This window comes from Paenibacillus sp. SZ31 (assembly GCF_012912005.1).
GTDB lineage: Bacteria > Bacillota > Bacilli > Paenibacillales > Paenibacillaceae > Paenibacillus.
Genome location: NZ_JABBEA010000001.1, coordinates 952,769 through 966,021, shown reverse-complemented (window position 1 = coordinate 966,021; position 13,253 = coordinate 952,769). Strand labels below are relative to the sequence as shown.

At 48.0% G+C, this 13,253-nt stretch carries 16 protein-coding genes and 1 pseudogene; 3 read left to right on the top strand and 14 right to left on the bottom strand.

What is annotated here, in order from left to right; genetic code table 11:
* The first annotated feature begins 21 nt into the window (after positions 1 to 21).
* Both HF638_RS04565 and HF638_RS04560 read left to right on the top strand, forming a co-directional pair.
* Positions 22 to 480, top strand: a complete 459-nt coding sequence (locus HF638_RS04565) for a DinB family protein (RefSeq protein ID WP_169479078.1) — start codon at positions 22 to 24, stop codon at positions 478 to 480.
* A 260-nt stretch (positions 481 to 740) separates the two neighbouring features.
* Positions 741 to 1,286 (top strand): DUF2569 family protein, encoded by a 546-nt coding sequence (locus tag HF638_RS04560; protein WP_169479077.1) that lies wholly within the window; start codon positions 741 to 743, stop codon positions 1,284 to 1,286.
* Positions 1,287 to 1,395: 109 nt separating this feature from the next.
* Here the strand turns inward: HF638_RS04560 and HF638_RS04555 are convergent, their stop codons facing one another.
* The 13 genes and pseudogenes from HF638_RS04555 to HF638_RS04495 form a co-directional block, all read right to left on the bottom strand.
* Complete coding sequence (locus HF638_RS04555) at positions 1,396 to 1,854, bottom strand: threonine/serine exporter family protein (RefSeq protein WP_169479076.1); 459 nt, start codon at positions 1,852 to 1,854, stop codon at positions 1,396 to 1,398.
* A gap of 18 nt (positions 1,855 to 1,872) precedes the next feature.
* Positions 1,873 to 2,634, bottom strand: a complete 762-nt coding sequence (locus tag HF638_RS04550; protein WP_169479156.1) for a threonine/serine exporter family protein — start codon at positions 2,632 to 2,634, stop codon at positions 1,873 to 1,875.
* A gap of 237 nt (positions 2,635 to 2,871) precedes the next feature.
* The gene (locus HF638_RS04545; protein WP_076327230.1) at positions 2,872 to 3,177 is read right to left on the bottom strand and encodes a hypothetical protein; all 306 of its coding nucleotides are present in this window, start codon (positions 3,175 to 3,177) and stop codon (positions 2,872 to 2,874) included.
* A 64-nt stretch (positions 3,178 to 3,241) separates the two neighbouring features.
* Positions 3,242 to 4,285, bottom strand: a complete 1,044-nt coding sequence (locus HF638_RS04540; RefSeq protein WP_169479075.1) for a S66 family peptidase — start codon at positions 4,283 to 4,285, stop codon at positions 3,242 to 3,244.
* Positions 4,286 to 4,379: 94 nt separating this feature from the next.
* Positions 4,380 to 5,717 (bottom strand): DUF4179 domain-containing protein, encoded by a 1,338-nt coding sequence (locus HF638_RS04535; protein ID WP_169479074.1) that lies wholly within the window; start codon positions 5,715 to 5,717, stop codon positions 4,380 to 4,382.
* Positions 5,714 to 6,229: a sigma-70 family RNA polymerase sigma factor gene (locus HF638_RS04530; protein ID WP_311517248.1), complete on the bottom strand. Its 516-nt coding sequence runs from the start codon at positions 6,227 to 6,229 to the stop codon at positions 5,714 to 5,716. Before HF638_RS04530 ends, HF638_RS04535 begins: the two co-directional genes overlap by 4 nt.
* 221 nt (positions 6,230 to 6,450) lie before the next feature.
* Complete coding sequence (locus HF638_RS04525; protein WP_169479073.1) at positions 6,451 to 6,972, bottom strand: ankyrin repeat domain-containing protein; 522 nt, start codon at positions 6,970 to 6,972, stop codon at positions 6,451 to 6,453.
* A 32-nt stretch (positions 6,973 to 7,004) separates the two neighbouring features.
* The gene (locus tag HF638_RS04520) at positions 7,005 to 7,460 is read right to left on the bottom strand and encodes an NUDIX domain-containing protein (protein ID WP_169479154.1); all 456 of its coding nucleotides are present in this window, start codon (positions 7,458 to 7,460) and stop codon (positions 7,005 to 7,007) included.
* Between the two features lie 168 nt (positions 7,461 to 7,628).
* Positions 7,629 to 8,117: pseudogene (locus HF638_RS04515) on the bottom strand (GNAT family N-acetyltransferase); the annotation flags it as partial.
* Positions 8,118 to 8,265: 148 nt separating this feature from the next.
* On the bottom strand, positions 8,266 to 8,676 hold the full coding sequence (gene flgB, locus HF638_RS04510) for a flagellar basal body rod protein FlgB (protein WP_062833196.1): 411 nt from the start codon (positions 8,674 to 8,676) through the stop codon (positions 8,266 to 8,268).
* A 192-nt stretch (positions 8,677 to 8,868) separates the two neighbouring features.
* The gene (gene speD / locus HF638_RS04505; protein WP_036610662.1) at positions 8,869 to 9,684 is read right to left on the bottom strand and encodes an adenosylmethionine decarboxylase; all 816 of its coding nucleotides are present in this window, start codon (positions 9,682 to 9,684) and stop codon (positions 8,869 to 8,871) included.
* A gap of 159 nt (positions 9,685 to 9,843) precedes the next feature.
* Positions 9,844 to 10,422: an SLOG family protein gene (locus HF638_RS04500; RefSeq protein ID WP_026081201.1), complete on the bottom strand. Its 579-nt coding sequence runs from the start codon at positions 10,420 to 10,422 to the stop codon at positions 9,844 to 9,846.
* Positions 10,423 to 10,481: 59 nt separating this feature from the next.
* Complete coding sequence (locus HF638_RS04495) at positions 10,482 to 11,630, bottom strand: RluA family pseudouridine synthase (protein WP_169479072.1); 1,149 nt, start codon at positions 11,628 to 11,630, stop codon at positions 10,482 to 10,484.
* Between the two features lie 189 nt (positions 11,631 to 11,819).
* Here HF638_RS04495 and HF638_RS04490 point away from each other — a divergent pair, with 189 nt between their 5' ends.
* A complete protein-coding gene (locus tag HF638_RS04490) occupies positions 11,820 to 12,227 on the top strand; it encodes a hypothetical protein (protein WP_169479071.1) in 408 nt (135 codons plus the stop codon).
* 224 nt (positions 12,228 to 12,451) lie between these two features.
* Here HF638_RS04490 and HF638_RS04485 read toward each other — a convergent pair whose 3' ends face one another.
* Positions 12,452 to 13,162 (bottom strand): GT-D fold domain-containing glycosyltransferase, encoded by a 711-nt coding sequence (locus tag HF638_RS04485; RefSeq protein WP_169479070.1) that lies wholly within the window; start codon positions 13,160 to 13,162, stop codon positions 12,452 to 12,454.
* Between the last annotated feature and the right edge of the window lie 91 nt (positions 13,163 to 13,253).

Below are 13,253 nucleotides of genomic sequence, written 5' to 3'. Positions count from 1 at the left end.
GATAAAAAGGAAGTGTATCTGTTGATTCAATCTGCGTTCAAACATATTGATGTGGCAGTAACATCGTTAATTGATATATGTGATCAGCTGTCAGAAGAAGATTTGGCTTTGACGCCAATAGAGGGCAAACGGCCTGTTGGTGAACTGCTGTCCCATCTGTCTGTGATCTGCCGAGCGGATGTCTATATTTCCGAAGGTGCTTCGGAAGAAGAGATGGCTTTATTTTATGAGGAGAACCAGGTTCATTCGCTAAGTCAGATCAAGCAAGCTCTGATTGATAACCAGATGTATCTGTACCAACGGTACAGGCAGTTTAACACCGAAGAGTTACTGCATGTGACGGATTCATACTGGGGAGCTTCCTATAGTCGGCTAGAGTGGTTACTTGAGATTATGGGACATGTGTATCATCACAGGGGACAATTGTATACGATGCTAACCCTGACGGGCAAAGAACCCAAATCCGTGCTTTTTAAATAGAAAGGTATTATTCAATACTAGACATACGATAATGATAGGAACGGATAGAATACATATAAGTACGTGTTCAAGAAGAACGGTTTTCAATCCAACAATACTACAAGCTATACTTGAAACACGGAGAATTCCGGCAAGTTTGAACGTATCCGTGAGGTCAAGGCACGGGAAGTCGGGCACGATTCTTTCCTTATATTGAATAACACAGATTCTAGATTTTAATGTATAATATGTTTTTTTATCTAGCGTAAAAGGAGGAAGGAATGGACTATAAATATAGAAAATCGGAACAGGATATAAGCTCGCTGCAACCCAAAACCGGGATCAGACCGGAACGGCCTGGTATCTCCGGATTGGGTGGATGGCTTATTTTAATCCAGATCAGTCTTTGGCTTGCGCTGGTGTTTCTCATCTCGGATGTATCGCAGGTGAATGTCATCATGGACCCTGCCAGATGGGAAGAAGGCCGAGGTGTCGATCCTCAGATCTACGCGGAGATGATCCGTCCACTCTTATGGTTTGGCTTCATAAGCAGCAGCATTCTATTGATGATCGTTATCGTGAACCTCGTTCTTTTATATAAACGGAAGAGACAGTTTCCACGCATGATGATGGTAATGTACATGATGAATGTGATCATAAGCATCGCGACCTGGATTCTGATTGCACGAAATGAGATCCCAAGAGAACAGCATGTGCTTGATGCAACACCGGCTTTTCATCTGATCGTACGATCCGTTCTGGTGTGCTGTATCTTCATTCCGTATTTTCTAAAGTCAATTCGTGTGAAGAATACATTCGTGAAGTAACTTGCTTCGCTAGTGACACGGTAGAGAACCCAAATGAAAAGGCCCATGGCATACAAAGCGCTAAGCTTGTATACCGTGGGCCTTTTTGCAACCAAGATATCGATAGAGGTCATTTCGATGATGATTTTGTCCGTATCGAGCCGGGAATTCGGCGTATCATTTGGTTTAATACCTCGGACAGCACGAGGCCTACGGCAATGGCGCCGGATAACATGAGTGCCTTGGCTGCCATCTCCATGGCTGCACCGTAATCATTTTGCACAAAACTTCGCATCGCATTATACGCCAGTCCACCAGGAACCAGAGGAATGATGCCTGCGACACTGAAGATGATGACGGGTGCACGAAACATGCGAGAGAATACTTGGCTGATGACACCTACGGCTATGGTCGCTGCAAGTGTAGCAGGAACCGCATCCGCTGCATATTCAAGCACAATATAGTTAATCCAGCCGATCATGCCGACAAATCCACCGTGGAGCAGCATGCGCCGTGGTGCGTTGAAGATGATCCCGAACGCGGCTGAAGCGACAAAACTGGTTAAGGCTTGTTCAATAAAATGGAGCATATCCTGCATTCCTCCGTCTTACATAAAAAGTGAAAATACAACCGCAATACCGGTACCTATGGCAAAGGCAGTCAGAAATGCCTCAGCTCCCTTAGATAATCCGGATACGAGATGTCCGGCCATCAGGTCGCGTACAGCGTTAGTAATCAGCAGCCCCGGAACTAGCGGCATAACCGAACCAATAATGATTTTGTCCCGTTCATGACCCACTCCCATGTAGATCAGGAAAAAAGCGAGCAAGCCAATGACGAAGGATGCTGTAAGCTCGGCAAAGAATTTGACCCGTACCAATCGGTGAAAGGCAATCACTGCTGCATAACCTATACCACCACAGAACAGCGCCGGAAGAAAGTCGCTCCAGCCCCCGCCAAACATAATGGTAAAACACCCACTGGATAACGCTGCAGCCGCAAGCTGCACAGCCGTTGAATAGGAGGAGGGCTTGCCTTCAATCTGAACCAACAGATCATGAGCTTCCTGCACAGTGAGCTCCCCTTGTCCGATACGGCGGGAGACCGCGTTCACCTCGGATACTTTGTCCAGATCCGTCGTACGCTCCGAGATGCGAATCAGCTTGGCGGGTTCGGTTGCATCGACAGAGAAGAAGATGCCTGTTGGCACAACGTAACTGTGTGAATGGGGTAAACCCAGCGCTGCCGCCATACGTTTCATCGTATCTTCCACACGGTAGGTTTCACCGCCGCTTTGCAGCATGATTTTGCCTGCGAGCAGACAGATTGCAATCACGCGGGATTGTTCAGTAGGGTTGTTGCCAATCATACCCGTCTCGGTCTGAGATACGGGTGATGAATCATGACGTATGTATTCCAACCGGATCAAGCTCCGTTTCATATGAGATAAGGCGTGGTGCCGACACCATTGTATCATATTTCACACCCCCGTAAGGAATCATACCGCACTAGCGCTATGACGTTAAAAAAGCTTCGTTCCCAAGACTTGATTGTCACAGGAGCGAAGCTTCTTGAAGCGGGTTCGGAAACAGACGCATAATACCAGCTACATCAACAGTGTAATAACCAACAATTCATACAGCACGAGTGGCAAAATCGTCGGTCCAAACAAGGCGCGCGGTTCAGGGTATCCATGCATAGGGGTAACCTGTAGATACAGAATTCCCCGGTCTGCGCTGATGATAACGCCTTCCCATACCTGCCCATCGATATTCTGGACTTGTACCTTCTTGCCTACATGCTGCCGGGCTGTATGATGAAGCATATTCCGCACATTTTGCACGGATTGAAGCATCGGTTGATTGGCTTGATACACGACACGCGTGGACGGCGTGGATGTGGATTCAGACATGATGCACAACCCTTCCTCAAAATAAGTTCTTACTTCAAGGTATGCATCTGCCTACAAAAGGTGATTACACGAACGCCATTTCCAGGCTTCCGCGTCCATTTTCATAAGCCACTTTGCCCAGAGCTCCATTCACAAAGGTTAACTGGGGCGGAATATGACCGAGATCCACATCGTACAGTACAGGGACATCCAGATCTCCAAGTGCAGAGGAGAGGGCATCCATGAAAATGAAATCCGCTGTATCGGAATAACCGGCAGGTCGGCCGAACATGAAACCTTTCACACCTGCAAACCAGCCGGCCTGTTTCATCTGCCACAGATGACGGTAGATATCTCCCGCGTTCATCTCACAGCTCTCCAGATACCAGATGGTTCCTTCGTCTGCACAGTATTGCTCCAGATAGGATGCAACAGGTGCATACGGCGTGCCAATCAGACTGGAGATCGTATCCATGCAGCCGCCGATCAGCCGACCGGAGAACGATACTGAGGTGTCTATATCCTCCGGTTGCCCGAGCTGTTTCCAGCGCGAAGGTGTATCCAGGTTAAATCCAGGCAGTTCCGGTTTCCATGCCGCTTGATAATGCGTGGAAGACGATTGTGTGATCTCTCCATCGTGTTTCGTCTGTAAAACATCAATCCAGCGCGCAGTCACCGGATCGATGGCACTGGATCTTAAATCAACATAATTGGTGCCATGCGCTGTTGCTGTTCCAGTGAGCAGGGTGTAGGCAAACAGGAAGGTACTGATATCCGAATAACCCATGACCCATTTGGGAGGCAACGATTTCAAGGCTTCCCAATCTAGCAGGGGCAAGATATCCATCAAGAACTCTCCACCCCATGGAGGGATAATGGCTTTAATATTTGAATCACGGAAAAACTCATTCATCTCTTCGGCGCGATCCTCTTTGGAGGCACTCACACATTTGATGTTGTGGCGGAGCGATGGGCTTTCCTGCACGGCAAAACCAAGGCGCTCCATATTGCGTTTGCTCTCCTCAAGATAATGGTGCAGGGATTCGCCTACACCGCTGGAGGGTGCTGCCACACCAATCATGTCTCCCGGAGCGAGTGGCTGCGGATAACGGATGGAACGTTGATTCATTGTGGAAACACCCTTTCTTGTGAATATTGCTCATCTTCATGAATATTTCCATTATATAGATTAATCCGATTATTGAAAGCACGTTGTGTTCAGATTAAGGGTTCACAGAAATCTCCAATGAGAATGGGGACTTCACTTTCATCGGATAGGTGGAGATGTTCATCAGCACTTCACCTTTTAACTTGGCTCCATTTTCGACAGTAGAAGAAACAATCGTGTGACTGTCATCCGTTCCCTCCCCACTACTCCAACTGGAGCCAGGAACCTCATATGATTTCCCTGCACTGTCTGTAACATTTCCGAAAGAGAGAACGAACCCACCGTTCATACTACCAGCAACAGAAAAGTCGATAATTAGATCTTTGCCTTCAACCTTGCTGCCAAGCATCTTCAATCCAGGAGGGCCACCTGTAATCCGACGTGACTTCAGATCAAGCGTTAGACCCAGATCCTCTTTATCCAATCCCGAGAAGCCAGATCCCTGTAAGGTCAGCTTTTTTGGTATGGAGAAGTACATGCTTTCGAAGTAAATGGAGCGTTCATCCCCACCTTTCGAAGTATCTGTTCTCCACGCGCGTCCTTGTTCGTCGACCAGTTGAAGATCGCTGAGTCCAAATACCTTTTTGGTATTATTTGAATCAAAATTCACATCAAGCACAAGACGGGTTGGATACAGAGTAGCCTCTTTCACTTCAATACGCTGCCCATCCACCGTTAACATCTGATTGACGGGAATAACTTTTTTCATGCCTTTGGTAAGATTTTTGTCTACCGGGAACGTCACTTTCCACTTTTCAGCACTTGCTGTATCTCTTGGCTTAAACACAACGCTCAGCTCTTCAGGCGGAGAGGCTCCATCCGAGAAGATCACGTCAATCATATTCTCATATACATTCTCGTCTGAAGTCGGTTTAGGTGAAGAATAACCAAATGCAACAGGCAGATCTTTACCGTTCTCATCCAGCAAATCAATGTCATAGTTGAATTTCTCGGGATCTTTCATGCCTTTCATCGTGTAAAAAATAACCATACGTGACTCGTCTGTGATAATGCCTTCAACGGTCACGGAAGCACCATCATGCTCGTCGCTGACACCGACCTTCTGTAAGAGGGACTGATCGATCGCCATCATTAATCCTTTATCCTGGCGAATCATGCTCACAATGCCTTCCATGCCAGGCAATTGCTCCACGAAGGACGCAAAGGCGGGAGAGACACGAATACATCCCGTAAATAGCAGGATGAGGGCAGCTGCTGAGATGGAGCTCATATACCAACGCAGCCGGGACTTTCGCTTACGGGCAGCCTGGCGGATTCCGGACTGCACAGCCTGATCGGCGGCGGCATCGGGCACAGGCATTGTTTCGTATTCCGTCTTGCGAGCATTCAGACGTTCTTCCAATGTCTCGAATGATTTTTGTTCATCCGTCATGAGGATGCATCTCCTTTCGTTTCAAGTTGATCACGGAGCTGTCCGAGTGCCCGATGTAATCGGGATTTTACGGTTCCGGTTGGAATTTCGAGAATATCGGCGACTTCAGTTAAGGAGAAACCTTCGAAATAACTCAGGATAATAATCTGTTTGCAATCCCGATCAAGGGTAGATACAGCCGCAGCAAGATCGGGGTCCGCAGGACGATCCCAACTGCTGGATTCATGGATCTCGGTGACGGGACTGAACCGACTTTTGCGTTTGCGTTCGTCCGCGCAGTAGTTGAGCAGTATGCGGATGAGCCACGTACCGAAGTAGGAGGGCTCTTTTAATTTTTTGAGTTTGCGGAACGCCCTGAAGGTTGATTCCTGAATTGCTTCCAGCGCATCACCTTCGTTGTGCAGATACGCATAGGCGATACGGTACAGTCGGCTCTGATGCAATTCCATTAAGGCTGCAAAAGCCTCGGCATCCCCTTTTTGTGCGGCGATGGTGAGCTGAGTAGGGGTCACATGGCTACTCCTTTCATGGATATGTTGAGTATTAGACCGCGTAAGGCACCAAACGGTTCTTATTTTCTAAAAAATATAATGTATCGGGATTTCTATAGAAGTTGAACTACGTATGTATACGAGAACGTAGAGGACAACAAATAACCGTCAGGACTCTTTTTACTCCAAAAAGAGTCCTGACGGTTACTCACGGTATTGCTCACGCTACCTGAACATTATTGCTATCTAGCTGCAACGGCTGCTTGCAGGCACGAAGCTGTAGATGTGTTACCACGTTCAAGTGCAATGTCCAATGCGGTTAGACCTGATGAGTTCAATGCACTCGGATCGGCACCATGTTGGAGTAACATCTCGATGAGTTCGGTCTGATCCGTATGAAATGCTGCCGAGTGCAGTGCATATTGTCTATCACTATCCAGAATGCTCGTAGATGCCCCCTGTTCGAGCAAAAGGCGGATCACTTCTGGCGAACGTTCTCCGGCAAGTGCGGCATGCAGTGCAGTATTGGATGGAATAAAGGAAATCTTGGAATGAGAAATGGCGTTAACATTGGCACCGTGCTCCAGAAGAACACGAACTGCTCCTGCTTGTCCATAATGAGAGGCATATCCCAGTGGCGTAAGGCCATCTTGATTCTCAGTATTGGCGAGTTCCGGGTCATCATCAAGCAGTGACTTCAGTTTCTCAACGTGGCCGTCCTGTACCGCCTGGAATAGATCATTCATCTGTTCTGCATGAATCATAGCGAATACCTCCATCCGATGGAATATTAGAATTACAGGGATTCATTATATAGCTTCTTCGCAGCTTCCAGCCCAGGTACGGCAAAACAGGCGAGTGGAGAGGGTAGATCGTTCAATGGGAACCAGCCGATCTCACCAATGGCGCCGCCTTCTTCCAGATTACGAGCATGACCGCCAATCACCTTGGTTGAATAGAGAACAGATATCCAATGTTCCTTCTGCTCTGGCTGGATCGTCTCCGCCGTGCAGAGCAGACTGTCGATGGCGATATCCAGATCCACTTCCTCCTTGATTTCACGGATAACAGCGGTTTCCAGTGATTCGTAGGGATCGACTTTCCCGCCGGGAATACTCCAGGTGTGCTGTTCGGGCTGGCGGTTCCGCCAGGCGAGAAGCACTTCGCCCCGCTTATTCAGGATGACCGCGCCTACGCCGATCCGAGGCGTAATTTCAGATTCATCTTTTGGATCTGAGCTTAACGCCGACATGGACAGCGCAGCTTGTTCGATCGCATGACGTTGTTGACGTTGTGAGAAGCCACCCACGTCCATTTCCCCAGATTGAGGCGTGCGAGTAGACTGGAATGACAATGGAAGCTGAGACTGTACAGACCATTCTTCCGCAAGGATACTCATTGAGATCAGGTCATAATGCATGCCATCCCGCAATACCGCAGAACGCTGGCGACCCTCTTCCCGAAATCCGGCTTTTAGGTACGCATGTCTAGCCGCTTCATTGTATTCGATGACTTCCAGCGCAATCCGGTTCAGGTTCAATTCGTGGAAGCCATACCGAAGAATCAGAGCCAGGGCGTCGCTGCCGTATCCTTTACCCCGATCATTCTCTTCGCCGATACCGATAGCCAGACGAGCAGACCTATTGTTCCATTCGATCCGGTAAAGGGCCGTGAAGCCAATGAATCGATTACCCTCCAGTGTACGTAATGCAAATTCAAAACCGTTGTCTCGACGGACAGACGAAGAACCCGTTTCATCCGGCGTTAACGGAATAGCGATATCAGTATCCATGTTGCGCAAATATTCATAATCATCCGTAAAGCGGGAGAGACGCATGCAATCTTCCGGGCATGGAGCCGCAAGCCTCACTTTGGAACCTTGAAAACCATTTAAATGACGTGGAGCCATGTTGCACCTCTTTTGTTCGATATGAAATCAATCGTTTCTCCCCATTATACTACGAACAGGAGTCGATACCGAAAAATGGCACCAAACGAGTACACTCAGGGGAAAAGACCATAAAAAAAAGCAGCCATCACAGGCTGCTGTACATTCATTATTTCAAATCATTCAGTAAATTCTTCATTTTTTTGTAGTGTCCACTGACCCGATCGACCATGTAGTTATACATGAGCTGATTCTCCGAAAGATTCGCCATTTCCTTGTCAATGTCAACGTTATTGTTGTTATTATTCATGGCTGTGTCGTTGTTCTCGACAATTCGGTACTGTACGATGGAAGAATTGGGATCACTGATAGGAAAGTGTTTGTCATGAGTCCGCTTCATGGCGAGCTGATCTGTTTTGCCATTTTCAACGATACGTCTAAGCTCTTCCTGAAACTCTACCGTTTTCTTTTTGTAGTTGGGCGTGTCTGCATTGGCAATGTTATTGGTGATGGCATTGTGTTGTGCAGTCAGTGCCTGTAACAGTGATTCGTTACGTCTTGTCGTATTGGTTTCGATCACGGGCTCAGTCTCCTTCACTGCAGATTATACAGTTACTTCTATAATAAAAAATAAAGTTGTACACTGTCAACAAAATCAAAGAAAAAGAGAAAAAGACAAGCACATGTTGGAGGTCCCCTGAATAGAAGAACCCTGCCTTCATGATATCTTGTCTTAGACTGCACCCTCATAGATCAGCCATTGAACAGCCTCTTAGGAGGGACGATTGATGTTTTTGCCGTAATAGATCTCATCCATCTCCAGCTTCAGCCACTCGGTAATCTCCTGTTGTTCCTTCTTGCTCAGCTTATCCTTGGTGTACCCAAACAGATAATTATCGAGATCGAATTCCCTCAGTTTACACTTGGTATGAAAAATGTTCTCCTGATAGACGTTCACGTCAATCATGTCGAAGCTGCTCTTGATCTCGTCTGGAATATAATTCTGAATCGAGCCGATCTCATGGTCAATGAACAGCTTGCGTCCGCTCGTATCCCGCGTGAAACCACGTACCCGGTAATCCATCGTCATAATGTCCGTATCAAACGAGTGGATCAGATAATTCAGCGCCTTGAGCGGTGAGATCTCACCGCAGGTGGAGACATCGATGTCTGCACGGAAGGTACTGATACCTTCACTGGGGTGAAACTCAGGATAGGTGTGCACAGTGATATGGCTTTTATCCAGCTGCATAACGACGTTATCTGGCAGAGGGCCGGGAGATTCATCGAGTGATTCCTCAGGGATCTCCACGATTGGACCTTCGGAGACCAGCATCGTCACACTCGCACCTTGAGGCACGTAATCCTGCTGGGCAACATTAAGAACGTGGGCTCCGATGATATCGGAGACGTTGTTTAGAATTTTACTCAGCCGGGCGGCGTTATACTGTTCATCAATATATTCAATGTAAGCTTCGCGTTCGTCTTTGGTTTTGGTATAACAAATATCGTACATATTGAAGCTGAGCGACTTGGTCAGGTTGTTAAATCCATGCAGTTGAATGCGCTGCTCTGGCGTAATTGTCATGGTTGCAGTTCCCCTTATCCCATACGACATATCATCGCAGTTATAATACTACTTATACCCAACCTGCCTCGAAAAAAAACATATGTACGTCATTCGAAATACGATTCCCCTCTGATGAAAGCTATGCATGAATGGACTTCAGATAATCTACATTTTTTTTCAGAATGAAGAATCGTCGAAGTCGGCAATATCGTTCATACGCTCATCCTCAGCGACCGATTGGATATCCTCTGAAGTGACACTGATGATCGTATAGTCCTCATTCTGCTGTTTCTTCACGGCTTTTTCCTTCACAAAACGCGGACTGCCTTCCCCGGCATCTTCGTCATAGACGAGCAGAAGACCGTCGCTTTTGCGCAGCAACAGGTCATCCCGTGCAGTGAACTGCCACGGCCCGATATAAGGTTGATTGCTAATCGCACCGTAATAGTCCACACCCGAGAGGATGGAACGGTAATACTCCTGCTTGTCTTCTTTCCATTGCTCCTCCGGGTTCTGAAAGGCAGTGATGATCGACAGCTTCAGATGCGGATACGTCTTCTTCAGATCAATCACCACTTCGCAGGCCCACAGGTCCACACCGTATTGTCCCGGGGTCAGCACCCATTCCAGACCATCCTCGACAAGAGGTGTGAGGCGGGAGGAGATGGCCTTTTTGATAAAAGGAATACCTTCATGCTTCTGTCCAAAAATCTGCAATTCATGTGCCCGGTAACCGGTGATTAACAGGTTTTTCAGTGTCCGATCCTCCTTTCAGGCATGATCAATCGATCAGTCGATTCTATATAACGATGCAGTTATTTCGCGGGTGGAGTTTCTGCACGGAACGGATACAGGAATGGCTTCGGAATATCCGTCTCAAATGACATCAGTTCATCGGTTGTCGGATGAATAAACGAGAGTATACGTGCATGAAGTCCGAGACGGCCGAGGTCTCTTGTACGTGCGCCGTATTTTCTGTCACCCGCAATCGGATGTCCGAGATCTTCCATATGCACACGAATCTGATTTTTGCGACCTGTCTCCAGGCGGACTTCCAGCAGAGAGAACTCCCGGTTCGATTTCAGTCGTTTGTAATGCGTAATGGCATGTTGTCCATCATTCGGACGCGAGCTGGAGTACATTTTCAGCGTTTTGGTTTCCTTCAGCCAGGAAGAAATGGTACCTTCTTCTTTCGCTACCGAACCTTCAACAAGGGCAACGTAGACGCGGTCCTGTACATTTTCTTTCCAGTTGTTTTGCAGCTTCTGTTGTACCTCTTCACTTTTGGCAAACATCATGACACCCGACGTATCCCGATCCAGACGATGTACGACAAAAATCCGGTTCAGCGGATTGGTGCGACGCACATGCTCTGTCAGTTGGCGATAAGCCGTCAGGTCATCTGTCTTGTCAGCAGCAATGGACAACAGTCCGGCTTCCTTACGGATCACAATGATATCATCGTCTTCATGCAAAATGTTAATGCCTGTCAAGGACGGGGCAGCGACTGCACCTTCTTTTCTAATATATACAATCTGGCCTGGCGTCAGCGCCTCATTAAACTTGGTTACGACTTTCTGATCCACGGATACCTGTCCGCGACCCAAAATGGATTTTACCGCATTACGTCCCGATTTCAGATGTTGCAGCAAGAAATTCAACAGTTCATCCGGTTCCGTTACTTTATACTGGCGTGGTGGTTCCTGCTTGCGATAATAGGAATTGCCCGGGCGTTTAGAAGCACTGGCGTTTTTGGATTTGTTGCCTCCGGCTTTCTTGGGCGCGGCCGACGATTTCGCGGCTAATGGCTTCTTGTTCTCTTCTGTATTGCGTGATGCGGAAGCACCTGATGGTTTTGCGGATGAGAAGTTAGACTTGCCGGAACGTGCTGTGGAAGAACCAGCATATGATTTCCCCTTGGCCGAAGCCGATGTTTTGCCTGTTGGACGTTTGCGTTTATTCATGAATAATAATCTCCTTCTGAACAGCCTGTACCGCTTGTGTGCATACGATCCGTTCATTTCGTTATGCAGTTCAATATACCACTAACAGTCGACAAATAAAAATAGGTTCATGGAATCTGCTATACATCCAATCCGAAGAGTTGTGAGATTCATAGGATATGGTATCCCATAGCATTGGAGGTGTTACTCATGGGCGTGTTTCTCGATATGAGAACTTCGATGAACTCGGGAACCGTAGGACAGCCCGGAATATCTCTAGGTCCATCCCCGGAAGCATTCGGCGCGATTGGTCTTCAGACACAGGGCGTGGCGAATCCCATTATTACGTTGAACGGGACAGTAGGTGTTACTGGAGAACTGGGAGATACCTTTGTTGTGGAGCTGGTACGGGGATTCCTATATGATCCCTTCTATGTCATCTACCGTGCTGAAGGTACGGTTGGACAGAACGGCGGTGCCGAATTTCATTCGTTCACAGCTCAGGATCTGTCTGCACCACCAGCAATGGAAAGCGTGTATACTTCGTTCATCTCGGGGGTGTCCACAGCAGTAAGAACCGGGCCGGAATTGTTTTATGGCATTGCAGCCACCAACTAGTTGTGAAGGACGTAATGTGAGAACAGCAGAGTGCTTCAATATCGCTTCGCCCACGGCAGAGTTCGCTTCAAACCCAGAAACCCAGAAGTATAAGGCAATGTAGCGATAGGTTTCGACTAGCGCTCAGCATGAAACCCCCGGCTCAAGGAGTCGGGGGTTTTTGTCATACAAGCATCAGTACATCTCAATGTAGCTCGCTCATCTGAAGGAGGTGTCCGTGTGGATCAGTTGGCGCGACCCTTGAGAATGATGTTGTTGGCTTTACCAAAGTCGATGGCAACTTTGCCTGCGAGTGCAGCTGTTCGCTCAGCAAGAATAACGGCGTTAACACCGCAGGAGAAGAGAGCAACATCAAAGGTATCTTGATTTGTCTGAATCCATTGCAACATGTCCTCCTTCTGATCATAGCTGTCGAAGGGCAGTGCAGTCACGATGTTCAGATGATACGGCTCCTGTTCGAGCGTGGCACGCAGTGCCTCAACTTCACGGGTAACGAGAAGAACACGCTTGCCTGCAAGCATCTGCCAGAAACGCGGGTTCTGCGCCAGCTCCCGATTGACACAGGCATGACAAGTCAGTGGAGGAGAGATGCCAAAGTGTGCAAACACCATATCGGTCAGGGGTCTTTTGAGATAATCCGGAGCGTTAATGGTGCTATCACCGCGGGGAAGAATGCCGACGATATCGGCCCGTTGCAAGGAGGCCGCGACCTCATCCCGTAGCTGCGGGTTGGGAAGGCTCAGTCCTTTTTGTCCTAAATTGGCCTTAATGGCCCAACGCTCCTGAAGAACCTGTTCTGTGGGCCATACGGTTTCTTGAGACATGACGATATTCTCGCCATCGCCAACTCGCACAAGAGAGAGAGGACGCTGTTCAAGAAGCGCCGCTTCAAGCTGATCAAGCACACCTTCCATTTCAAGATAGATCGAATTCATTCCAGTGGTTGCCCCCTTTGAAAATTGAACTGCTCTATTCTATGTTGCGGCTACAGTAACGATATGTACGTTCGACCCGCAGGGCACCATC